The 23,852-nt window shown below is 53.3% G+C and carries 22 protein-coding genes and 6 tRNA genes; 16 read left to right on the plus strand and 12 right to left on the minus strand.

Annotated features, from left to right (window positions below; all coding sequences use genetic code 11):
* Positions 1–54: 54 nt before the first annotated feature.
* From pxpA to QMZ65_RS23785, 7 genes are all read right to left on the minus strand, one after another.
* Entirely contained in the window at positions 55–792 is a 738-nt protein-coding gene (gene pxpA / locus QMZ65_RS23755; protein ID WP_097117419.1) for a 5-oxoprolinase subunit PxpA, read from the minus strand.
* A complete protein-coding gene (gene pxpC, locus QMZ65_RS23760) occupies positions 782–1,714 on the minus strand; it encodes a 5-oxoprolinase subunit PxpC (RefSeq protein ID WP_038648230.1) in 933 nt (310 codons plus the stop codon). The genes pxpA and pxpC overlap by 11 nt, the downstream gene beginning before the upstream one ends.
* Complete coding sequence (gene pxpB / locus QMZ65_RS23765) at positions 1,708–2,364, minus strand: 5-oxoprolinase subunit PxpB (RefSeq protein WP_283216860.1); 657 nt, start codon at positions 2,362–2,364, stop codon at positions 1,708–1,710. Before pxpB ends, pxpC begins: the two co-directional genes overlap by 7 nt.
* A gap of 150 nt (positions 2,365–2,514) precedes the next feature.
* Positions 2,515–3,258, minus strand: coding sequence for a type 2 GTP cyclohydrolase I (locus QMZ65_RS23770; RefSeq protein ID WP_283216861.1), 744 nt, complete (start codon positions 3,256–3,258; stop codon positions 2,515–2,517).
* 22 nt (positions 3,259–3,280) lie between these two features.
* The gene (phrB, locus tag QMZ65_RS23775; RefSeq protein ID WP_097117422.1) at positions 3,281–4,708 is read right to left on the minus strand and encodes a deoxyribodipyrimidine photo-lyase; all 1,428 of its coding nucleotides are present in this window, start codon (positions 4,706–4,708) and stop codon (positions 3,281–3,283) included.
* Between the two features lie 12 nt (positions 4,709–4,720).
* The gene (locus tag QMZ65_RS23780; protein ID WP_034829125.1) at positions 4,721–5,677 is read right to left on the minus strand and encodes a YbgA family protein; all 957 of its coding nucleotides are present in this window, start codon (positions 5,675–5,677) and stop codon (positions 4,721–4,723) included.
* A gap of 153 nt (positions 5,678–5,830) precedes the next feature.
* Complete coding sequence (locus QMZ65_RS23785; protein ID WP_058962143.1) at positions 5,831–6,031, minus strand: YbfA family protein; 201 nt, start codon at positions 6,029–6,031, stop codon at positions 5,831–5,833.
* Positions 6,032–6,276: 245 nt separating this feature from the next.
* Between QMZ65_RS23785 and kdpE the strand changes: the two genes are divergently transcribed.
* Positions 6,277–6,951, plus strand: a complete 675-nt coding sequence (kdpE, locus tag QMZ65_RS23790; RefSeq protein ID WP_034829121.1) for a two-component system response regulator KdpE — start codon at positions 6,277–6,279, stop codon at positions 6,949–6,951.
* Between the two features lie 79 nt (positions 6,952–7,030).
* Here the strand turns inward: kdpE and pgm are convergent, their stop codons facing one another.
* Together pgm and seqA are read right to left on the minus strand one after the other, a co-directional pair.
* A complete protein-coding gene (gene pgm / locus QMZ65_RS23795) occupies positions 7,031–8,671 on the minus strand; it encodes a phosphoglucomutase (alpha-D-glucose-1,6-bisphosphate-dependent) (protein WP_283216862.1) in 1,641 nt (546 codons plus the stop codon).
* 25 nt (positions 8,672–8,696) lie between these two features.
* Positions 8,697–9,242, minus strand: a complete 546-nt coding sequence (gene seqA / locus QMZ65_RS23800; protein ID WP_058962146.1) for a replication initiation negative regulator SeqA — start codon at positions 9,240–9,242, stop codon at positions 8,697–8,699.
* Between the two features lie 248 nt (positions 9,243–9,490).
* Between seqA and ybfF the strand changes: the two genes are divergently transcribed.
* The 4 genes from ybfF to fur all read left to right on the plus strand — a co-directional run bounded on the left by ybfF (position 9,491) and on the right by fur (position 12,170).
* Complete coding sequence (gene ybfF, locus QMZ65_RS23805) at positions 9,491–10,255, plus strand: esterase (protein ID WP_097117425.1); 765 nt, start codon at positions 9,491–9,493, stop codon at positions 10,253–10,255.
* 168 nt (positions 10,256–10,423) lie between these two features.
* Positions 10,424–10,699, plus strand: coding sequence for a LexA regulated protein (gene ybfE / locus QMZ65_RS23810; RefSeq protein WP_097117426.1), 276 nt, complete (start codon positions 10,424–10,426; stop codon positions 10,697–10,699).
* A gap of 135 nt (positions 10,700–10,834) precedes the next feature.
* Positions 10,835–11,365 (plus strand): flavodoxin FldA, encoded by a 531-nt coding sequence (fldA, locus tag QMZ65_RS23815; protein WP_034829111.1) that lies wholly within the window; start codon positions 10,835–10,837, stop codon positions 11,363–11,365.
* Between the two features lie 355 nt (positions 11,366–11,720).
* Positions 11,721–12,170, plus strand: a complete 450-nt coding sequence (gene fur, locus QMZ65_RS23820) for a ferric iron uptake transcriptional regulator (protein WP_058962149.1) — start codon at positions 11,721–11,723, stop codon at positions 12,168–12,170.
* A 61-nt stretch (positions 12,171–12,231) separates the two neighbouring features.
* Here the strand turns inward: fur and QMZ65_RS23825 are convergent, their stop codons facing one another.
* From QMZ65_RS23825 to nagE, 3 genes are all read right to left on the minus strand, one after another.
* Positions 12,232–12,627, minus strand: a complete 396-nt coding sequence (locus tag QMZ65_RS23825) for a hypothetical protein (protein ID WP_038648263.1) — start codon at positions 12,625–12,627, stop codon at positions 12,232–12,234.
* A 234-nt stretch (positions 12,628–12,861) separates the two neighbouring features.
* Positions 12,862–14,529 (minus strand): glutamine--tRNA ligase, encoded by a 1,668-nt coding sequence (gene glnS / locus QMZ65_RS23830; RefSeq protein WP_160832605.1) that lies wholly within the window; start codon positions 14,527–14,529, stop codon positions 12,862–12,864.
* 151 nt (positions 14,530–14,680) lie between these two features.
* Positions 14,681–16,705 (minus strand): N-acetylglucosamine-specific PTS transporter subunit IIBC, encoded by a 2,025-nt coding sequence (gene nagE / locus QMZ65_RS23835; RefSeq protein WP_283216864.1) that lies wholly within the window; start codon positions 16,703–16,705, stop codon positions 14,681–14,683.
* Positions 16,706–17,048: 343 nt separating this feature from the next.
* Between nagE and nagB the strand changes: the two genes are divergently transcribed.
* The 11 genes from nagB (at position 17,049) to QMZ65_RS23890 (ending at position 23,851) form a co-directional block, all read left to right on the plus strand.
* The gene (gene nagB, locus QMZ65_RS23840) at positions 17,049–17,849 is read left to right on the plus strand and encodes a glucosamine-6-phosphate deaminase (protein ID WP_034829102.1); all 801 of its coding nucleotides are present in this window, start codon (positions 17,049–17,051) and stop codon (positions 17,847–17,849) included.
* A 60-nt stretch (positions 17,850–17,909) separates the two neighbouring features.
* Positions 17,910–19,058 carry an N-acetylglucosamine-6-phosphate deacetylase gene (gene nagA / locus QMZ65_RS23845; protein WP_097117428.1) on the plus strand — a complete coding sequence of 383 codons (1,149 nt, stop codon included), beginning with the start codon at positions 17,910–17,912 and terminating at the stop codon, positions 19,056–19,058.
* A 7-nt stretch (positions 19,059–19,065) separates the two neighbouring features.
* Positions 19,066–20,286 (plus strand): DNA-binding transcriptional regulator NagC, encoded by a 1,221-nt coding sequence (nagC, locus tag QMZ65_RS23850; RefSeq protein WP_283216863.1) that lies wholly within the window; start codon positions 19,066–19,068, stop codon positions 20,284–20,286.
* A gap of 39 nt (positions 20,287–20,325) precedes the next feature.
* Positions 20,326–21,078, plus strand: coding sequence for an HAD-IIA family hydrolase (locus tag QMZ65_RS23855; RefSeq protein ID WP_034829095.1), 753 nt, complete (start codon positions 20,326–20,328; stop codon positions 21,076–21,078).
* Positions 21,079–21,408: 330 nt separating this feature from the next.
* A complete protein-coding gene (gene asnB / locus QMZ65_RS23860; protein ID WP_034829093.1) occupies positions 21,409–23,076 on the plus strand; it encodes an asparagine synthase B in 1,668 nt (555 codons plus the stop codon).
* A 215-nt stretch (positions 23,077–23,291) separates the two neighbouring features.
* Positions 23,292–23,368: transfer RNA gene (locus QMZ65_RS23865), tRNA-Met, on the plus strand.
* Positions 23,369–23,375: 7 nt separating this feature from the next.
* Positions 23,376–23,460, plus strand: a tRNA-Leu gene (locus tag QMZ65_RS23870).
* Positions 23,461–23,481: 21 nt separating this feature from the next.
* A tRNA-Gln gene (locus QMZ65_RS23875) sits at positions 23,482–23,556 on the plus strand.
* A gap of 34 nt (positions 23,557–23,590) precedes the next feature.
* A tRNA-Gln gene (locus tag QMZ65_RS23880) sits at positions 23,591–23,665 on the plus strand.
* Positions 23,666–23,693: 28 nt separating this feature from the next.
* Positions 23,694–23,770 (plus strand) — tRNA-Met (locus QMZ65_RS23885).
* Positions 23,771–23,776: 6 nt separating this feature from the next.
* A tRNA-Gln gene (locus QMZ65_RS23890) sits at positions 23,777–23,851 on the plus strand.
* Position 23,852: the final 1 nt, after the last annotated feature.

Here is a 23,852-nt window from a genome sequence, read left to right on the forward strand (position 1 = left end):
TTTCCCCTCATCAGAAATAAAAAGCCCGATACAGATCGGGCGAGTTGTTATTCGTCATGCGCTGGTCACAGTAATTTGATGGTTAGCAAAAGCCGCACGCAACGTGCGCGCAAATTGCAGCGCGTGTGCACCATCGCCATGCAGACACACGGTTTCTGCATTCACCGGCACCCACTCCCCGCTGATACTCTTCACCTGACGCTGCTGCACCATAGTGAGCGTTTGCGCCAGCGCCTGCTCGGCTTCTTCAATCATCGCGCCTGGCTGGCTGCGCGGCACCAGTGCGCCGGTTGCCAGATAGCCACGGTCGGCGAACACCTCTTCCCGCGTGCGCAAGCCATGATGCGCAGCCGCCTTGATGGAAGCACTGCCCGCCAGACCGACCAGAATCAATGCGGGATCGATCGCTTTCACCGCGCGGGCAATCGCGTCGGCGAGCGTGGCATCCGCCGCGGCCTGGTTGTACAGCATGCCGTGTGGCTTCACATGCACTAAACGCTCACCTTCACTTTCGGCGATGCTCTTCAGTGCGCCGATCTGATAGATCATCTGCGCATACACCGTTTCCGGTGGCAGCTGCATCGCGGTGCGACCAAAATTTTCGCGATCCGGGAAGCTGGGATGGGCGCCAATCGCCACACCCGAGGCTTTGGCCCAGCGCACCGATTGCAGCATGGTTTGCGCATCACCGGCGTGGAATCCACAGGCGATATTGGCCGAACTCACCAGCGTTAGCAGCTCCTGATCGCTGGCGCTGCCTTCGCCGAGGTCAGCGTTAAGATCAATCTTCATGTGCAAGCCCCCAGGCAATTTGGTCAAAGGAGCGCTGTTGATGCTGCTTCGCCAGCAGCGCTTCTTCCAGAGTGCAATGGATAAAGTGAATCGGTTCGCCGAGTCGAATCTGCGCCAGTTGATACAGGTCAGCTTCGATAACACAGGCGATACGCGGATAACCGCCGGTAGTTTGCGCATCGGCCATGAGCACAATCGGTTGGCCATTAGGCGGCACCTGCACCACGCCGGGCACTAACCCATGTGACAACAAATCACGCGTGGCTTTACGCTGCAGTTGACGCCCCTGCATGCGGTAACCCATACGATTGCTCTGCGGGCTGAGCTTCCACGGGCTGCGCCAGAAACCTTCCTGCGCTTCGCGCGTGAACTCGTTGTACTCCGGGCCCGGTAAGGCGCGAATGCGGTTGCCCCACAACAACTGACGAACGCCCGCTTTGCCTTTGAAAGTGCGGGAGGGTTTTCCCAACGGCAGCTGATCGCCATCCTGCAGCTTACGGCCCTGGAAACCGCCAAAAGCCGCTTTGAGATCGGTACTGTGCGAGCCGAGCATCTCATCAATGGCGAAACCACCATTCACTGCCAGATAACTGCGCATACCGCGCACCGGCATCGCCAGGGACAGCACCTGACCTTTTTTCACCGGCAGTCGCCAGCCAGTCCACACCGGTTTGCCATCGAGATCGGCATTACAGCCCGCCCCAGTGAGTGCAAACCAGCCGTCACGTTTGAATTCCGCTTTGAACTGGCCGAGCACAATCTCTAATACCGCGCTCTCTTCCGGGTTGCCCACCAGCATATTGGCGGTGCGCATTGAGGGTTGATCGAGAGCGCCGCTAACGCTAATGCCATATTGCCGCCAGCCGGTACGGCCCTGATCCTGAATCGAGGTCATCAATCCGGCGCGTAGAATGTTTAACATACGCCCTCCTGTTGCGGCACAAAGCGCACGCTGTCACCGGGGCGCAGCAGTGTCGGCGGGTGTTGTAAGGGGTCAAACAGGCTGACGGGCGTATGGCCAATTAGCTGCCAACCGCCAGGTGCGGCCAATGGGTAGATACCCGTCTGACTGCCACCGATGCCGACTGATCCACTGGGAACGATAACTCGGGGTTCAGCACGGCGCGGCGTGTGCAGACGTTCATCCAAGCCGCCGAGATAGGGAAAACCAGGCTGGAAGCCGATGAAATAGACCACGTAATCAACACTGCTGTGCAGCTCGACGACCTGTTTTGGCGACAGGCTGGCCCCCTCAGCCACCACTTGCAGATCGGGGCCACCCGCGCCACCGTACACCACCGGAATCTCCACCCGACGTGATTCAGGAATCTGTTCCTCACTCTCTTCCCACCAGCGCTGAAGACGCTCAATGGCATCCAGCGCATTCAATTGCGGATCGCGCAGTAGCAGCGTCAGGTTATTCATCCCCGGAATCACTTCCTGAACCTGTTCATTGTGCTGCAGGCGCTGGCACAGTCCCCAGATGCGCTGCTGGCTGGCGAGTGAAACGGGGGGGGCCAGCTCCAGCACCACCGCTCGCTCACCCAGTAGATAACAACGTGCTCGTTGCAAAACCCACCTCCCGGTCATGATTGGCGCGGACAAAAAATGTCCACAAATCGCTTTGCTTATAATGAAAGTCAATAAGTTATGCGAAAGTGACAGAGATGTGTCAACAGATTTGCGTCCTTAACGTGGGTTAAGGACGCGGAGAGAGAGAAATCAGGCAGGATTGTCGATATCAATAAAGGTTACGTCGAGGCCATAGCTCTGCGCCAGCCATTCGCCCAGCGCCTTGATACCAGCGCGCTCGGTGGCATGATGCCCGGCGGCGAAAAAGTGCAGGCCTTGTTCACGTGCGCTGTGAATGGTTTGCTCAGAAACTTCGCCCGTGATAAACGCATCTACACCAAAAGCAGCCGCGCTATCGATAAAGCCCTGTCCGCCACCACTGCACCAGGCGACGCGTTTGATCAGTACCGGGGCATTATCACCACAGTGCAACGGTTTACGACCTAAGCGTTCGGCGATTTTCGCCGCCAGCGCTTCACCGCTCAACGGTTCAGCCAGCTCGCCCCATGGCACTAACGGCTGAATTTCCCCTTTCACTTCAATATCAAACAACTTTGCCAGCTGTGCATTGTTGCCGAGCTGTGGATGTGCATCGAGCGGCAGGTGCCAGCCATACAGGTTGATATCATTGACCAGCAGCGTATGCAGACGCTGGCGTTTCATTCCTTTAATCAGCGGCGATTCGCTCTTCCAGAAATAACCGTGATGGACCAGGATAGCGTCAGCATTGCGCTTGACCGCTTCATCGAGCAGCGCCTGACACGCGGTCACGCCCGTGATGACAGTTTTCACTTCCGCGCGACCTTCCACCTGCAAACCATTGGGCGCATAGTCACTGAAGGCGCTGGTGTTCAGCTGCTGATTAACAATGTGTTCTAACTCGACATGATTCATTTAGTAGGGCTCCCTGACCGCCTCAGGCCGCGCTGCGCGCGCGCTCGAAGGCGTCTAGTGTCTTTTTACGTGCGTCCTTATGTTCCACGATTGGTGCGGGATAATCGAGTTTCTTATTATTTTTCTTCGCCCAAATCTGCGGTTGATGAATATCACTCTCCGGCACGTCTTTCAGCTCTGGCAGCCACTGGCGGATAAATTCGCCTTTTTCGTCGAAGCGTTCACCCTGAGTAGTGGGATTAAAAATACGGAAATAAGGTGCCGCATCGGTGCCGGTGGAAGCTGCCCACTGCCAGCCGCCGTTGTTGGCCGCCAGATCGCCATCGATCAATTGCTGCATGAAGTAGCGCTCACCTTCATGCCAGTCGATCAGCAGGTCTTTTACCAGAAAGCTGGCAACAATCATGCGCAGGCGATTGTGCATCCAGCCCAGTGTATTGAGTTGGCGCATTGCCGCATCGACGATGGGATAACCGGTTTTGCCCTGCTGCCAGGCCGTGAGATGTGCATCGTTTTTTTGCCACTGTACGTTATGCGTCCACTCCACAAACGGCTGGTGCTTACACAACGCCGGAAAGGCCACCATCAGATGACGGTAAAACTCGCGCCAGATCAGTTCATTCAGCCAGGTAAAGGCTTTACCTTCGTTCAGTGCATCTGGGTGTTCTTTCAGAATACGATGCAAACATTGGCGCGGAGACAGCACCCCAATCGCCAGATAAGGCGATAAGCGGCTGGTACCATCTAATGCCGGTAAATCGCGCACCTCGGGATAGTGCTGCACCGATTGTTTGCCGAAATGGCGCAATTGCTTCAGCGCTGCCTCTTCCCCAGCCGGAAATAGCGATGCATCGAAATCTTCCTGCGGATAATCAAAAGCAGGGATTTTCTTACCCGCACTGATCGGCGCATCACGGCGCGCTTTCGGTGCATGATGACACTCCGGTAACCCCTGATGCAGTCGACGGACAAAGGCGCGGCTGAACGGCGTGAAGACTTTAAACATGGTGTGATTGCCGGTCTGCACGCTGCCCGGCGGCAATAACAGGCTGTCATCAAAGCCCTGACAAATTACGCCCTGAGCATCGAGACGCTTTTCAGCTGCAGCATCACGTTCGCGCTCATTTATCTCGTACTGATAGTTGTAATAAAGCTCATCCACCTGATGCTGGTCGCAAAACTCACTCAGATAATCCACCGATGCGGCAAAGTCATCGCACTGATGGTAATGCAACGGAATACCTCGCTCGGCCAGTGAGTCTTGCAACGCACACAGATTCTGGTGAATAAAGGCCGCCTGCTTGGGTGCCATATGGTGTTGCTGCCACTGTTTAGGCGTGGCAATAAACAGCGCCAGCACCCTGGCATGGCTGTCGCGGCAAGCGGCAGCCAGCGCAGTGTTGTCATTGATGCGTAGATCGTTTCGCAACCAGACTAAGTGGGTGGTCATAATGCTCCGAAATTATTGTCCGTAGCGCAGACGCAGCGCTTCCGGGTAAGGATCAAAGTAACGTTGCTGCGCCAGCCACGGATGCGGATATTCCGCCATATAGTGTTTCAGCATGGTGATGGGAACCAACAGTGGCTGGACGCCAGTGCGATAACGATCGATTAGCTGCGCCAGTTCCTGGCGCTGTGGTGAGGACAACTGCGGGCGGAAGTAGCCCTGTACATGCATCAGCACATTGGTGTGATTACGGCGCGAAGCCTGGTGGGACATCAGATGCATCAGGCGAATCCGGTATTCATAGGCGTAATCATCCAACGAATCCCACTGCTCCATCGCGGCCACAAAGCGTCCCATCTCGCGATACTCATCCTGCGCATGCGACAGCAGCAGCAACTTGTATCGACTGTGGAAGGCGATCAGCTTGTGGCGGGTTAAACCGCTGCGCCACATTTCATTGAACTCGTGCAGCGCATACACGCGGCCCATAAAGTTTTCGCGGATAGCATCATCATGCAAACGGCCATCTTCCTCTAAAGGCAGCCATGGCATCTCTTTTTGCAGAAAGGCAGTGAATACGCCGGTGCCCGCTTTGCGATTGTCATTGGTATCGGGCTGATAGACGCGCACGCGCTCAAGACCGCAGCTGGGTGATTTTGCGCAGAGAATATAGCCGCAAAGGTGATGCAGCGATTTCACACGATCGGCCGACCAGCGTTCCATCTCATCGGTCACCTCTTGCCCGCCATCTTTACTGAAACAAAGATGGATTTGATCATCCGACTCTTTGACCAGACGCAGTGCGGGACGCGGCGTGGGCAAGCCAATTGCCATTTCCGGACACACCGGTTCAAAGCGGATAAAGGGAGTCAGTTCTTCAGTTGCAAAAGCGAAACGCTTGTGGCCACCGTCAAAACGGACCTTATCCCCGAGCAGGCAAGCGCTGATACCGACAGGAATTTTTTCGCTCATACTTGTACAACCTCCAAATTCTTGTAGAGGTTTAAGTGTAGCTGAAACGGCGAGGGATAACAGCGGGTAACCGGGGAATACAGACAAAGTTTAGAATAAAAAAACCCGGCGCTTGATTGAAGCTGCCGGGTTCTTAGAGAGCCAAGAGAGCACTTACCAGTGGATGCTGCCTATCGCTTCTGTCTGCGCCAGCCAGACTGGCTTGGTGCTGGTCTTACACCAGACGCGGTGCAGATAGCTATAGAAACGGGCACGATCCTGGCGGAACAGCATCACGGGCAAGGCAAGTATGCCGACCAATACCGCCAGAAAACGGCGCAACACGATTTTATAGAGTGGATATGCCTGATACATGATTGCCTCCTGGGGTAATTTTTGCGTTGAAATGTGATCTGCCTCAGATATTACGCCTGGTTGTGTAATTTTACTACTCATCCGACCACTAATTTTGGTCTTTTTTTGTGCTTTACGGCTTAAGCTGAAAGTAAGTTACATAATTGTAAACGTAGGGATCTCGCAAGGTTACAAACATCATGACGGACGCGGTGACCAATTCTTGATAAAGTGCCGTGTTAACTTTACCTGTGGCAGGAGTCAGCGTGACGACCATCTTGATTGTTGAAGATGAAAAAGAGATTCGCCGTTTCGTGCGCCTGGCGCTGGAAAGCGAAGGTTTGAAAATTGTGGAAGCGGAGCAATTACAGCGCGGGCTGATTGAAGCAGCGACACGAAAGCCGGATTTAGTGATCCTCGATCTTGGGCTGCCGGATGGTGACGGCAACGACTTTATCCGTGAAGTGCGCCAGTGGAGCAGCATGCCGGTGATTGTGCTATCTGCGCGCAGTGATGAGCAGGACAAAATCGATGCACTGGATGCCGGTGCAGATGATTATCTGACTAAGCCGTTTGGTATCGGCGAGTTACTGGCCCGCGTGCGCGTGGCGTTACGTCGCCATCAAAGCAGCCAGCCTGAGCCGATCGTGAAATTTGGGGAAGTGAGTGTCGATCTGGCTGCGCGCCGCGTGCTGCGTAATGAACAGGAAATTCACCTGACGCCCACCGAGTTTCGCCTGCTGAGTTTGTTGCTGAACAATGCCGGGAAGGTTCTGACGCAACGTCAGTTGTTGAATCAGGTGTGGGGGCCGAATGCGGTGGAGCACAGCCACTATCTGCGCATTTATATGGGACATCTTCGTCAGAAGCTGGAAAGCAATCCCACCCAACCCAGCCATCTGCTGACCGAAACCGGTATCGGCTATCGGTTTATGCCATAAAAAAACGACCCATGTTGTCACATGGGTCGTTCCATAGAAAACGCGTGAAAAGGCGCACATAGCGCGCCTCGACGTTTAATTACGCGTTTTTCAGCACTTCGCTGACAATCTCTACGGCTTCTTTCTCGATCTGCTGGCGATGCTCAGCACCAAGGAAGCTTTCACAGTAGATTTTGTAAGCGTCTTCCGTGCCTGACGGACGCGCAGCAAACCAACCGTTTTCGGTCATCACTTTCAGACCACCGATTGACGCGCCGTTGCCCGGTGCTGCGGTCAGACGTGCAGTAATCGGATCGCCCGCCAGCGTGTCAGCACTCACCATTTCCGGTGACAGCTTAGACAGTGCCGCTTTTTGCGCTGAGGTCGCCGGCGCCTGCAGACGGTTATAGCTTGGCGCGCCGAAGCGTGCTGCCAGTTCGTCATAGTGCTGCTGCGGGTTCTTGCCGGTCACCGCAGTGATTTCGGCTGCCAGCAGGCACAGGATGATGCCGTCTTTATCGGTTGACCAGGCGGAACCATCGAAGCGCAGGAAGGAAGCACCCGCGCTCTCTTCGCCGCCGAAACCGAAGCTGCCATCAAACAGGCCATCAACAAACCATTTGAAACCAACCGGCACTTCAACCAGCTTGCGACCAATGTCATTGACCACACGGTCAATCATTGCGCTTGAGACCAGGGTTTTACCCACAGCAACATCTTTGCCCCACTGCGGGCGATGCTGGAACAGGTAATTGATGGCCACGGCCAGATAATGGTTCGGGTTCATCAGGCCCGCAGGCGTGACGATGCCGTGACGGTCGTAATCCGGGTCGTTACCGAACGCCAGATCGAACTTATCTTTGTACGCCAGCAGACCCGCCATCGCGCACTCAGACGAACAGTCCATACGCACCACGCCATCTTTATCCAGATGCATGAAACGGAAGGTCTGATCGACCGCATCATTAACAATGGTCAGATCCAACTTATAGTGCTCAGCAATACGCTGCCAGTAAGCGATACCGGAGCCACCTAATGGATCAACGCCGATTTTCAGGCCCGCTTTCTGGATTGCCGGGAAGTCAATGACTTGAGCCAGACCTTCAACATAGGGCTGAATCAGATCCTGCTCAACGATATGGCCGCTTGCCCAGGCCTGATCCAGCGGCAGACGTTTCACGTCTTTCAGTTCGCCTTTGATCAGCTGGTTAGCGCGATCTTCCACCACCTTGGTGACGTTGGTATCAGCCGGACCGCCGTTTGGCGGGTTGTACTTGATGCCACCATCTTCTGGCGGGTTGTGTGAAGGCGTGATGACGATACCGTCCGCCTGCGCGCCACCGCGTTTGTTGTGTTCCAGAATGGCGTTGGAGATCGCCGGCGTTGGCGTGTAGCCATTATCCTGCTGCACGATCACATCTACACCGTTCGCCGCCAGCACTTCCAGCACCGACAGAATCGCCGGCTCAGACAGTGCGTGAGTATCTTTACCCACGTAGCACGGACCGGTGATGCCATTCTTTTTGCGCTCTTCTGCGATGGCTTGCGCAATCGCCAGAATGTGCACTTCATTGAAGCTTTGGCGTCCCGCGCTGCCGCGGTGGCCAGAAGTGCCAAATTTCACCGCATGGTCCGGGTTAGCCGTATCGGGCTTCAGGACGTAATACTGCGAGGTTAATTGTGCAACGTTAATCAAATCGCTCTGCTGGGCAGGCTGCCCGGCACGGGGGTGATTGGCCATTGACGCTTCTCCCTGACGCTTCAGTTTAAATGGTGCCGCGAACTTTCTCTGTCAGTTCCTGTGGGAACTGCATAGCCAGCATGATGTGTTCCACCATGCTGCATTTGCGGCCTGTATTGGTATTGGTGATCACCCAGTACGGTGTGCCGGGAACGTGCTTCGGCTTAGTATGGGTGCCATTTTGCAGCAGTGTGTGCTCGTCACCCGCAAAATAGACGCGAGTGCGGCCCTGCAGCGAGGCAGTGGCTTCAGCAAAGGCTGCTGGATCAAGACGATAGAGCGTTGACAGTACCAGCATAAAGCGATTAACCGCCTTATTCTGCTCAGCATACTCATCAGAGAGCAGCAGTTCACGCACGGCGCGTACGCGATCCTGAGGACGCGCTTCGCTGCGCACTGGCTGCGCTTCCTTGACCGAAGCCGAAGCCGCAGCGACAGGTGCAGTCGGTGCGGTCTGGCCCGCGGTAAACTTCAGCATGCGGCGCAAAATATCGGAGGCGCTTTCACCAATGTGCTGCGTGTGGCTGGCAATATAACGGTAGAGTTCTTCGTCAACTTCAATCGTTTTCATCTTATTCCGTACAATTCTGGCAAATGACAGAACCACGCATTATTGCAACGGCCTTAGCAAAATCGAGCTGTGCAAAACGTGAGCGGGCTCTAACATAAGGATTATAAAGTTAAATCCGTGGCAGCCGATAGCGCTGGCGTCGTTTCAGGGCAAAAGTCGGAATATGCCCTAATGCCTGGCCGGCTGGCTCCTGGACAGGTGAATCCATGATACCCTAAGCCAAGGTCACAACCGTAAGAACTTTAGCCATGATTTTGAACGCCCGTCTGCAAACTGAACAATCTCCCCCTGAAGCGTCCCCGATTCTGTTAATTCATGGCCTGTTTGGCAGCCTGGATAACCTTGGCGTGCTGGCACGCGGCGTACGGGATGCTCGCCCCACGCTACAAGTGGACGTACGCAACCATGGTTTATCTGAGCGCAGTGAGGTGATGAATTATCACGCCATGGCGCAAGATATCGTGGAGACGCTGGATGCACACCAGATTGAACGCGCTGGCGTGATAGGCCACTCGATGGGCGGTAAGATCGCCATGGCATTGAGCGCAGTGGCCCCCGAACGTATTGAGAAGATGGTGCTGATCGATATCGCGCCCGTGGATTACCAAACCCGCCGCCACGATGAAATCTTTGCCGGTATTCGCGCCGTCACCGCCGCGGGTGTAACGCGTCGTAGCGAAGCGGCCGAGGTGATGCGTCAACATGTCACTGAAGAGGGGGTGATTCAGTTTATCCTCAAGTCCTTTGTCGAGGGTGAGTGGCGCTTTAACGTGCCGGTGCTGTGGGACAACTACACCACGATTTCTGGCTGGGAAGAAGTTCCCGCCTGGCCACATCCCGCATTGTTTATCCGCGGTGGCGATTCTCCTTACCTCGACAATCAGCACCGCGATGCACTGCTGCGTCAGTTCCCGCAGGCACACGCACACGTGATTAGCGGGGCCGGTCATTGGGTACATGCTGAAAAACCTGATGCGGTTTTGCGCGCAGTTCGTCGCTTTTTTAACCTGTAAAAGCAAAAGCTTGCCGTATGCGGTTTAGGGTTGGCGTCGCGGATGGTGCTGGAGTATGATGTCGCGCTAAAAATTTGCCGCGGATGATTTTTTCGCCGTGGTCGGGCCGATAATGTATAAATCGCGCAGCGCCTTTCCGCCGTTCGCGCCCACTCAGTTTCACAAATCATGGCAAAAGAACAGACAGACCGTACCACGCTTGATCTTTTTGCAAACGAGCGGCGTCCTGGTCGACCCAAAACCAGCCTGCTGACACGTGACGAACAGTTGCGTATCAACAAACGTAACCAGCTCAAGCGCGATAAAGTGCGAGGGCTGCGTCGTGTTGAGCTGAAAATGTCCAGCGAAGCGGTTGACGCCCTGAACACGCTGGCCGAGCAACAAAACATCAGCCGCAGCGAATTGATTGAACAAATGCTGCTGGCGCAACTCAAACTGTCTTAGCGCGCTGACCGCACGCAGGAACACAAAGTTCAAGCTTTACTCGTTCCGCCCTTTTCAACGGTCTGCTATCATTCGCTAACATGTGCAGTCAATTGACTTACTTTCACAATCAGGCTTTAAGAGGTTACTTAACCCATGGCAATCGTAGGCATTTTCTTCGGCAGCGATACCGGCAACACTGAAAACATTGCAAAAATGATCCAGAAACAACTGGGTAAAGATGTCGCCGAAGTGCATGACATTGCTAAGAGCACTAAAGAAGATCTCGCAGCGTTCGACATCCTGCTGCTGGGCATTCCTACCTGGTATTACGGCGAAGCACAGTGTGACTGGGATGACTTCTTCCCTACGCTGGAAGAGATCGACTTTAATGGCAAACTGGTGGCGCTGTTTGGTTGTGGCGACCAGGAAGACTACGCAGAATATTTCTGTGATGCGATGGGCACGATTCGCGACATCATTGAGCCAAATGGCGCGGTGATTGTGGGCCACTGGCCGACTGAGGGCTATCATTTTGAAGCCTCAAAAGGTCTGGCCGATGACAAACACTTCCTCGGCCTGGCGATTGACGAAGACCGTCAACCTGAGCTGACCAATGAACGTGTTGATGCCTGGGTGAAACAGATTTTTGATGAGCTGCAGTTAAAAGAGATCATTGAAGCCTGATGCCTCGCCTCCCCAATGTGAGCGCTGGCTCACATTGGGACAAAGGAATTTCCTATAAAAATAATAGCTACGGTTTTTTAACTTTTCCCCGCAAATCTGTAGAATACCCGCAATGGTCATCCGCTTATTCCTCTGATTGTTGACTGAGGCTGAGTGAAATGGAAACCCAAACCACACCGTTCCGCGCTGACGTAGGCGATGTTTAACCTTACGACTTTTGTTGATTTGCGCGATACCCCGGTTTTCATTTCACTGCTTGAGTTCTATAATGAGACGCAAATGAGAATACGCGTGACCTAAACATTCAAGGCCCCTGCGCCGTAAGTGACATGCAAAGTAACAGGACAATATCCGAATGACTGACAACAACTCCGCATTGAAGAAGGCTGGCCTGAAAGTCACTCTCCCAAGATTGAAAATTTTGGAAGTGCTTCAGGGACCGGGCCCCGAGTCCCATCACGTCAGTGCGGAAGATTTGTATAAGCGCCTGATCGATATGGGCGAAGAGATTGGCCTGGCAACGGTATATCGCGTTCTTAACCAGTTTGATGACGCGGGTATCGTCACCCGTCATAACTTCGAAGGCGGCAAATCCGTATTCGAACTGACTCAGCAGCATCACCATGACCACTTGATCTGCCTGGATTGTGGCAAAGTGATCGAATTCAGCGATGAATCAATCGAAACGCGTCAGCGTGAGATTGCCACTCGCCATGGCATTAAACTCAGTAACCACAGCCTGTACTTGTACGGCCACTGTGCACTGGGAGACTGCCGCGAAGACGAGACGCTCCACGATAAGTAATTGAGTGTGCTATGCAATATAAAAAAACCGGTGCTGGTCACCGGTTTTTTTATGCCTGTTATCAAGCGATAAAGGTCTCGTGGAGGTAGCGCCAGCGAGGAATGGTGGTGCTGCAATCCAGCACAGCCAAAGAGATGCGCGTTTGATGGGTGCCGTTCAACATCTGCAGTTCACGATACTGAATCGTCACTTCCTGGCTCTGTTGAGAAATGATGGCATGCTCACTGGTGGCAATGCGCAGCCCTTCCCGCTGACCGTGCAGTTTGCGAAACAGCACTTCGGTCTCATTCAGATCCAGCTGCTTACCCAGCGGCGTCACCATTTTGAAATCCGGGTGAAAGTGTGACAAAAGCAGTTCCATGCTGTCATCACTGCCTTCTACCTGGTTAAAAACACGTTCAATAAGCTGATGTAATACCACCACACTATGCTTAGCTTCCAGGGCGAGACTTGTCATTTTTTTTCCTTTGATAACCCGCAGAGCTCTATTTAAAGCGCATAGCCTACCTGAAATACAATTTTTCACACTCGCAAATGGGTTAATTTTGCTAAAGTCAGAATTCTCGCAAAATAGACAACAAGCTCAGCTTCCGGCCTTCAGCATAATTGATTGCCCGTGGCGAATTACAGGCAATAAAAAAGGGCGATTGCTCGCCCTTTCATGATCATATTGTGCTATCGACGAAAGATATTACTCGCCAATCTTCGCGAAAGTATCGCGCAGTCCAACCGTGCGGTTAAACACCAATTTACCCGGCTGTGAGTAGACGCTATCGGCACAGAAATAACCTTCACGTTCAAACTGATAAGCTGCGGTAGTGGCCGCTTCACGCAAACCAGACTCCACGAAGCCCTGTTTGATCTCCAGCGAGTTCGGGTTAATGGTGGTGAGGAAATCCTCAGCCGCCGCGGGGTTTGGCACGCTGAACAGACGGTCGTAAAGACGGAACTCAGCTGGCAGTCCATGAATGGCGGAAACCCAGTGGATCACACCTTTCACTTTGCGACCATCCGCCGGATCCTTGCTCAGGGTGTCAACATCACAAGTGGCATAGATGCAGGTAATGTTACCCTCTTCGTCTTTCGCCACACGCTCAGCACGAATCACATAAGCATTGCGCAGACGCACTTCTTTGCCCAGAACCAAACGTTTGTACTGTTTGTTGGCTTCTTCACGGAAGTCAGCGCGATCGATCCACACTTCACGGCTGAACGACACTTCACGCGTGCCCATCTCCGGCTTGTTTGGATGATTAGGCATGGTCAGCGTTTCTTCGTGGCCGGCGGGCAGGTTTTCGATCACCACTTTCAACGGGTCAAGTACCGCCATCGCGCGTGGTGCGTTCTCATTGAGATCGTCACGAATACAAGACTCCAGCGAGGCCATCTCAACGATATTGTCCTGTTTTGTCACGCCGATGCGGCGGCAGAATTCACGAATCGAGGCCGCGCTGTAACCACGACGGCGCAGGCCTGAAACGGTCAGCATGCGCGGATCATCCCAGCCTTCCACCACTTTCTCGGTGACCAGCTGCGTCAGCTTACGCTTCGACATCACCGCGTATTCCAGATTCAGACGCGAGAATTCGTACTGGCGCGGATGCTGTGGAATGGTGATGTTGTCCAGCACCCAATCGTACAGACGACGGTTGTCCTGGAACTCCAGCGTACACAGTGAGTGCGTAATGCCTTCGATCGCATCCGAAATGCAGTGGGTAAAGTCGTACATCGGGTAGATGCACCACTTATCACCGGTCTGATGATGATCGGCAAACTTAATGCGGTATAGCACCGGATCGCGCATCACGATAAAGCTGGAAGCCATGTCGATTTTGGCACGCAGACAAGCTTTACCTTCCTCGAAACCGCCATCACGCATTTTCTGGAACAGCGCGAGGTTCTCTTCCACGCTGCGGTCGCGGTACGGGCTGTTTTTACCCGGCGCAGTCAGGGTGCCGCGATATTCACGGATCTCTTCCGCAGACAACTCATCAACGTAAGCCAGACCTTTATTGATCAGCTCAACGGCGTAGTTAAACAGTTGGTCGAAATAGTCTGAGGAGTAACGAATGTTGCCGCTCCACTCAAAGCCCAGCCATTGCACGTCACGCTTGATGGATTCAACGAACTCCAGGTCTTCTTTCACCGGGTTAGTATCGTCAAAACGCAGGTTGCACTGTCCTTGATAATCTTGGGCGATACCAAAGTTCAGGCAGATAGATTTCGCATGGCCAATATGCAGATAACCATTGGGCTCAGGCGGGAAACGGGTATGCACACTGCTGTGCTTACCGCTCGCCAAGTCTTCGTCGATGATCTGACGAATAAAGTTCGTTGGGCGGGCTTCAGCCTCACTCATCTCAAAATCCTCAAAACAATAGCGGGTGATTTGTACCACGAAGTAACGGAGTATGATCCACAAAGCGCAGGAGGGAAACAACCGTTTGTTGGTCGTTTTAAAACAAAAAAGGCAGGAATTGCTTCCTGCCTTCTGGCTAAATCACAAGGACTTAGTTTTTCACTTCATACAACGGTGTCACACCTGCAACCACTGAACCGCTGGCCAGCAGATTCAGTCCGGCGAAATCATCGCTGTTGCTGACCACCACCGGGCTAATCATTGAGCGCGCGTTGGCGTTGAGGAAGTCCAGATCCATCTCCAGAATCGGCTGACCGGCAGTGACGGTTGCCCCCTCTTCCACCAGACGTGTGAAGCCTTTTCCTTCCAGCGCCACGGTGTCCAGGCCCATGTGCACCACGATCTCAACGCCGTTAGCGGCTTCCAGACAGAACGCATGGTTGGTGTTGAAGATTTTCACCACGGTACCGGCAATCGGTGCCACCACGGTTTTGTCGGTTGGTTTGATTGCCAGACCATCGCCCACCGCTTTGCTGGCGAACGCCTCATCCGGCACCGCGTCGAGCGCGACAATCTCACCGGTCACTGGTGCCACCAGCGTAGCAATCACCGCTTTTTCAGTGTTCAGCACGGCCTGGGGTTTAGTCGCGACCGGCGCAGCGGCGGCAGGAGCGGAAGCCGCAGCAACCGGGCCTTTGCTCAATACCGTTTTCATTGCGGAGGCGATGCTTTCAGCCTGAGTGCCGACAATCACCTGTACGCTCTGCTTGTTCAAACGAATCACACCAGACGCACCCAAACGTTTCGCCACGCCTTCATTCACCTGGGCTGAGTCTTTGACGTTCAGACGCAGACGAGTAATGCAGGCATCGATGTTGGTCAGGTTGTCTGAACCGCCGATGGCGGCAATGTAACGACGTGCCAGTGATTCGGTCTGGCTTTCACCATTACCACTATGATCGACGTTAACGTCATAACCATCAGTTTCATCACCCGCAGACAATTCGCGGCCCGGGGTCATCAGGTTGAATTTCTGAATAGTGAAACGGAACACCACATAGTAGATGGCGAAGAACACCAGACCTTGTGGAATCAGCATCCACCAATTCACCGCCAGCGGGTTACGCGTTGACAGCACCATATCCACCAAACCGGCACTGAAGCCGAAGCCTGCAATCCAGTGCATGCTCGCAGCAATAAATACCGAGATACCGGTCAATACCGCATGGATCACATACAAAACCGGTGCCACGAACATGAAGGAGAATTCCAGCGGTTCAGTGATCCCCGTGAAGAAGGCCGCGAAGGCCGCAGCCAGCATAATACCGCCGACTTTCGCGCGGTTTTCTGGACGTGCGCAGTGGAAGATAGCCAATGCTGCACCCGGCAAGCCAAACATCATGATCGGGAAGAAGCCCGCCTGATAGCGACCGGTGATGCCCGGGATACCCGTGCCATTCGCGATTGATTGTGCACCGCCAAGGAACTTAGGAATATCGTTAATGCCTGCCACGTCAAACCAGAATACGGAGTTCAGTGCGTGATGCAGACCGACCGGAATCAGCAAGCGGTTAAAGAAGGCGTACACGCCTGCGCCCACCGAGCCCATTTTCTGAATGTGCTCACCGAAGTTCACCAGGCCGCCGAAGATGAGTGGCCAGATGTACATCAGGATAAACGCCACAACGATCATCAGGAATGAGACAAGGATCGGCACCAAACGGCGCCCGCTGAAGAACGACAGCGCTTTGGGCAACTCAACATGGCTAAAGCGGTTATACACTTCAGCGGAGAGAATACCGACCAGAATACCCACGAACTGGTTGTTGATCTTGCCGAAGGCAGCAGGCACCTGATCGACCGGAATCTTCTGAATCATCGCTACTGCGGCAGGTGAACAGAGTGTCGTCACCACCAGGAAGCCCACGAAGCCGGTTAACGCGGCCGCACCATCTTTATCTTTGGACATACCGTAAGCCACACCGATGGCAAACAGCACTGACATATTTTCGATAATGGCAGAACCGGACTTGATCAGCAGAGCGGCCAGCGCATTGCCTGCACCCCAACTGTCTGGATCAATCCAATACCCTACCCCCATCAAGATTGCCGCTGCCGGCAGTGTCGCTACCGGCACCATAAGCGCGCGGCCGACCTTTTGCAGATATCCTAAAATACTCACCTTTTTCTCCCCCTATGAGACTGGCGTTTTGCCGTAGCGCGGGTTGATTTTATTATCCCTACGCTCGGTACCTTGATGACATCTTTCACCACGAGGCGCAGTGTAAAGATAAATTAATTCGCCTCGCAAATTAAAACCACAGTAACTGTGACTTTAATCACCATAATGGACGTTTATCACTGCGAAATGCTAGCCACCACCACAAACTTATTTTATGATGAAAAATATCAGGTCGCACTTTTCCCTGCTGGTTGCGCTTAAACCGATTACGCTTAATGGCAGCAACCTAAACCAGCATCGGCGACAACATTTTCCTAATCTTAATTGAGGTGAAGACATGAGACTGATCCCTTTGGCCACACCGACCCAGGTGGGTAAATGGGCTGCACGCCACATTGTTAACCGCATTAATGCGTTTAAGCCTAGCGCAGAACGTCCCTTCGTGCTGGGCTTGCCAACCGGTGGTACGCCACTGGAAGCTTACAAGCACCTGATTGATATGCACAAAGCGGGCCAGGTTAGTTTCAAGCATGTGGTGACGTTCAATATGGATGAATACGTGGGCCTGCCAAAAGAGCATCCGGAAAGCTACCACAGCTTCATGTACCGCAACTTTTTCGATCACGTTGATATCCAACCAGAAAATATCAATCTTCTGAATGGCAATGCGCCAGATATTGACGCAGAATGTCGCCAGTACGAAGAGAAGATTCGCTCTTACGGTAAAATTAATCTGTTTATGGGCGGCGTGGGCAACGATGGACACATTGCCTTTAACGAGCCGGCTTCTTCACTCTCTTCCCGCACCCGCATTAAAACCCTGACGCACGATACCCGTATCGCTAACTCGCGCTTCTTTAATGGTGATGTGGATCAGGTGCCAAAATACGCCCTGACCGTAGGTGTGGGCACGTTACTGGATGCTGAAGAAGTGATGATTCTGGTGACGGGCCATCTGAAAGCGCAGGCGTTGCAGGCCGCTGTAGAAGGTAACGTTAATCACATGTGGACCATCAGCTGTCTGCAGCTGCATGCGAAATCTGTGGTGGTGTGTGACGAACCGGCCACCATGGAACTGAAAGTGAAAACCGTGAAATATTTCCGCGAAATGGAAGCGGAAAATATGAAAGGTGTGTGAGAACACGTTGTGAAAAACCTGCTGCCTTAATGCGGCAGGCTTAGCCGGGAGAGAAAAACGATGTACGCATTAGTGAACGGCCGGATTTTTACCGGTCATGAAATTCTGGACAATCATGCAGTGGTGATTGCGGATGGCCTGATTGAGCGAGTGTGCCCACGAGAGGCGCTTGACGCAACGATTGCACAGCAGGATGTGGCTGGTGCGTTTATCGCTCCCGGATTTATTGATTTACAGTTAAACGGCTGCGGCGGCGTGCAGTTCAACGATGATATCGACGCACTGAGCGTGGAAACGCTGGAAATCATGCAGCGTGCCAACGAAAAATCAGGCTGCACCAGCTATCTGCCAACGCTGATCACCAGCACCAATGCTTTGATGAAGCGTGCCATCGAAACCATGCGCGCCTATCTGGCCAAACACCCTAATCAGGCGTTAGGTCTGCACCTGGAAGGTCCATGGCTGAACAAAGCCAAAAAAGGTACCCATAATCCAGATTTGATTCGTCTGCCCGATGCGGAGATGGTCGATTTTCTTTGCGCCAACGCAGACGTGATCACCAAAGTGACGCTGGCGCCAGAAAATGCCGGTGCCGATGTGATTGGCAAGCTGCGCAATGCCGGCATTATTGTCTCTGCGGGCCATTCAAACGCCACTTACGAAGAAGCCAAAGCGGGCTTCAGTGCCGGTGTCTCTTTTGCCACTCACCTTTATAATGCCATGCCAACCTTTGCAGGGCGTGAACCTGGTCTGATCGGTGCGCTGTTTGATTCACCTGATGTATACTGCGGCATCATTGCGGATGGTTTACATGTCCACTACGCTAACGTGCGTAATGCAAAGCGCATCAAAGGTGACAAGCTGGTGTTGGTAACGGATGCGACCGCACCCGCTGGCGCGTCAATTGATAAATTCATTTTTGCAGGCAAAACAATATACTATCGCGACGGCCTTTGCGTTGACGAAAACGGTACCTTAAGCGGTTCTGCGCTCACCATGATTGAAGCGGTGCAAAACAGCGTAGAACATTGTGGTATCGCGCTGGATGAAGCTTTGCGCATGGCAACGCTCTACCCGGCCAAGGCAATGGGTGTGGAAAAACAGCTGGGTTCAGTGACAGCAGGAAAAGTCGCTAACCTCACTGTCTTTACCCGCGATTATCAAATCACTAAGACGTTAGTCAATGGAGACGACGTCCTCAGCGAGTAAGTACTGAATGACCACTGGCGGCCAGACTCAAATAGGAAATGTCGATCTTGTCAAACAACTCAATAGTGCAGCCGTTTACCGGCTAATTGATCAACAAGGGCCGATATCGCGTATACAGATTGCCGATCTCAGCCAGCTTGCGCCCGCCAGCGTCACGAAAATTACCCGCCAGCTTATTGAGCGCGGCCTGATCAAAGAGGTAGAGCAACAAGCCTCTACCGGTGGTCGCCGCGCCATTTCCATCATTACCGAAACTCGCCATTTTCATACCATCGGCGTTCGCTTAGGACGCAATGATGCCACGCTGACATTATTCGATCTGAGCGGAAAATCGCTGGCGCAGGAAGATTATCCCCTGCCTGAGCGCACCCAGGAAACGCTGGAGAATGCGCTGTTCAATGCCATCACGGCATTTATGGCGGCGCATCAACGCAAGATTCATGAATTAATCGCGATCGCGGTGATTCTGCCAGGCTTGGTGGACCCGATTAACGGCATTATTCGCTATATGCCGCACATCGCTGTCAGCCACTGGCCGCTGGTATCCAGCTTGCAGAAACGCTTTAACGTCACCAGCTTTGTCGGTCACGATATCCGTAGTCTGGCGCTGGCGGAGCACTATTTCGGTGCAAGTCGTGACTGTGCAGACTCCATTCTGGTGCGTTTACATCGCGGTACCGGCGCGGGCATCATCGCTAACGGCCATATTTTCCTTGGCAGCAACGGCAACGTGGGCGAAATTGGCCACATCCAGGTCGATCCATTGGGTGAGCGCTGCCACTGCGGCAACTTTGGCTGTCTGGAAACGATTGCCGCCAACGGCGCGATTGAGAATCGCGTGCGCCATCTGCTCAATCAGGGCTATCCGAGCACGTTGACGCTGGATAACTGTCTGATGCCACAAATCTGTCGTGCCGCTAATCAGGGAGACGCGCTGGCCTGCGAAGTGATCGAATACGTGGGACGCTACCTCGGGAAAGCGATTGCGATTGCCATTAACCTGTTCAATCCACAAAAGGTGGTATTGGCGGGGGAAATCACCGACGCAGACAAAGTGCTGTTCTCGGCAATTGAAGGCTGCATTAATACCCAGGCGCTGAATGCCTTCCGCAAAAACCTGCCGGTGGTGCGTTCCGAACTGGATCACCGTTCCGCTATTGGCGCCTTTGCCCTGGCGAAACGTGCGATGCTGAATGGTATTTTGCTGCAGCATCTGCTGGAAGAATAATTGAAGCCTGCCGTCTGGCGGGCCCGACCGGAAGCCAATATGACCATCAAAAGCGTAATCTGTGACATCGACGGCGTGTTGATGCACGACAATACCGCCGTGAAAGGCGCGAATGAGTTTCTGCAGCGCATCCTTGAAAAAGAGATGCCGCTGGTGGTGCTGACCAACTATCCGTCGCAAACCGCTCAGGATCTGGCAAACCGTTTTGCCAATGCGGGTGTCGAGGTACCGGATTCAGTGTTCTATACCTCGGCGATGGCGACAGCCGATTTCCTGCGTCGTCAGGAAGGCAAAAAAGCCTACGTGATTGGCGAAGGCGCGCTGATTCACGAACTGTATAAAGCCGGATTTACCATCACCGATGTGAATCCCGATTTTGTGATTGTTGGGGAGACGCGCTCCTTTAACTGGGAAATGATGCATAAAGCGGCTTTCTTTGTGGCTAATGGCGCACGCTTTATCGCCACCAACCCGGATACCCACGCACGCGGTTTTGTGCCAGCCTGCGGTGCACTCTGCGCCGGTATCGAAACCATCTCCGGTCGCAAACCGTTTTACGTCGGTAAGCCGAGCCCGTATATCATGCGTGCTGCGCTAAATAAGATGCATGCCCACTCGGAAGAGACGGTGATTGTCGGCGATAACCTGCGCACCGATATTCTGGCCGGATTCCAGGCGGGCCTGGAAACCATTCTGGTGCTCTCCGGGGTTTCGACGTTGAGTGACATTGATGCGATGCCTTTCCGCCCTGACTGGATTTACCCTTCAGTGGCCGATATCGACCTGTTCTAAACCTTCTCTTATCGCGTTTACTTATCGCCCTGCCCGTACGTCGTGTGAGCAGGGCGTTTGTTTTTACATCCCTTTATTATGATTCTGTGCACCATTAATTGCGCAGGAAATCATCCAAAACGCCAATTCATTAGACGCCATCTAATTTAATTGACATTTGATTAGATGAAATTCAATTTTTAAGCCATCACAACAATCTTTTTATCAAAAGATCGCAATTTAACTTGCGTTAACACCACCTGTTAGCGCATTTTCTTATACATCACGCAGTCAAGGCTGCCGGACAAACGTAGAAATAACATCGCCGCAAGGTGAGATCAGGAGTCAGTTATGTGTTCGATTTTTGGTGTGCTGGATCTGAAATCCGATCCTGTTGAACTGCGCAAGAAAGCGCTGGAGTGTTCCCGTCTGATGCGTCACCGTGGACCGGATTGGTCTGGCGTGTATGCCGATGACAAAGCCATTCTGGTGCATGAGCGCCTGTCGATTGTTGACGTCAACAACGGCGCACAGCCGCTGTACAACGCTGACCACACCCACGTACTGGCCGTGAACGGTGAGATCTACAACCATCAGGCTTTGCGTGCTGAACTGAGCGATCGTTATGCGTTTCAGACCGGTTCTGACTGCGAAGTGATCCTCGCGCTGTACCAGGAAAAAGGTCTCGATTTCCTCGATGATCTGCAAGGTATGTTCGCCTTCATTCTGTGGGACAGCGTGAAGCAGCAGTATCTGATTGGCCGTGACCACATCGGGATTATCCCACTGTACATGGGCAACGATGAGCACGGAAACCTGTTTGTCGCCTCTGAAATGAAAGCGCTGGTGCCGGTTTGCCGCACCATCAAAGAATTCCCGCCGGGAAGCTTCCTGTGCAGCAGCGATGGCGAAATCCGTCGTTACTGGCAGCGCGACTGGATGGATTTCTCTGCCGTTGCCGAGAACACCACTGACGCTGCGGGCCTGAAGCATGCGCTGGAAGAGTCAGTGAAAAGCCACCTGATGTCTGACGTGCCTTATGGCGTGCTGCTGTCTGGCGGCCTCGACTCCTCTATCATTTCTGCCGTGACTAAGCGCTTTGCGGCAAAACGTGTGGAAGATGAAGATAAAAGTGATGCCTGGTGGCCACAGCTGCACTCTTTTGCGGTAGGTCTGGAAGGCTCACCTGATCTGAAAGCGGCCAAATCAGTGGCGGAACATCTGGGCACCGTGCACCACGAGATTCACTTCACCGTGCAGGAAGGTCTGGATGCGATTCGCGATGTGATTTACCACATCGAAACCTATGACGTCACCACCATTCGCGCCTCTACGCCGATGTATTTGATGTCGCGTAAAATCAAGGCAATGGGCATCAAAATGGTGCTGTCTGGTGAAGGCGCGGACGAAGTGTTTGGCGGCTACCTGTACTTCCACAAAGCACCGAACGCTCAGGAATTCCACGAAGAGAACGTGCGTAAACTGCTGGCGCTGCACATGTTTGACTGTGCGCGTGCCAACAAAGCGATGTCGGCATGGGGCGTTGAAGCGCGCGTACCGTTCCTCGACAAGAAATTCCTTGATGTGGCGATGCGCATCAACCCGGAAGACAAAATGTGCGGCAGCAACGGCAAAATGGAGAAACACATTCTGCGTGAATGCTTCTCTTCTTACCTGCCGGAGAGCGTGGCATGGCGTCAGAAAGAGCAGTTCTCTGATGGCGTAGGCTACAGCTGGATCGATAGCCTGAAAGAAGTGGCCGCGAAGCAGATCACCGATCAGCAGTTGTCTACCGCGCACTTCCGTTTCCCGTACAACACGCCGAACTCGAAAGAAGCGTATTTGTACCGCGAAATCTTTGAAGAGCTGTTCCCGATTGCCAGTGCAGCAGAGTGTGTTCCGGGCGGTCCATCTGTTGCCTGTTCATCTGCCAAAGCGATTGAGTGGGATGAAGCTTTCAAAAACATGGATGACCCATCTGGTCGTGCTGTCGGCGTGCATCAGTCCGCCTACAAATAAGCTTGTGAATGAGTAGGATAAGGGGTCTGTAAAGGCCCCTTTTTGTTCTCATTGTCGATGTGACGATAGAAAACTGCTGAATAAATCGCCACCCTGGTTACAAGCCAGTCAAACAGGCGTTTTAAGGCAAAAAACGGCAAAAAACTTGTTGACGCTACAAAGCTCAATACGCATAATGCGCCCCGCAACGCCGATGAAGGTTAGCGAAAAAAGATGGCTACGTAGCTCAGCTGGTTAGAGCACATCACTCATAATGATGGGGTCACAGGTTCAAATCCCGTCGTAGCCACCATCTTTTCGCGGGAGTGGCGAAATTGGTAGACGCACCAGATTTAGGTTCTGGCGCCGCAAGGTGTGCGAGTTCAAGTCTCGCCTCCCGCACCATTTCAGTCTTCGGCAGCCGGATGGGGTATCGCCAAGCGGTAAGGCACCGGTTTTTGATACCGGCATTCCCTGGTTCGAATCCAGGTAACCCAGCCAATCCGATATTTACTCGTGGATGCGAGTCGACAAATGGGTTATCGCCAAGCGGTAAGGCACCGGTTTTTGATACCGGCATTCCCTGGTTCGAATCCAGGTATCCCAGCCATTATCGGATGCAGTAAGCAGTAAACTCAGGCTACGTAGCTCAGCTGGTTAGAGCACATCACTCATAATGATGGGGTCACAGGTTCAAATCCCGTCGTAGCCACCAAATTTTTGGGGTGTCGCCAAGCGGTAAGGCTCTGGTTTCTGATACCAGCATTCCGGGGTTCGAATCCCTGCACCCCAGCCAA

The organism is Pantoea sp. EABMAA-21, from assembly GCF_030053335.1.
In the GTDB taxonomy this organism is placed as follows: domain Bacteria; phylum Pseudomonadota; class Gammaproteobacteria; order Enterobacterales; family Enterobacteriaceae; genus Pantoea; species Pantoea communis.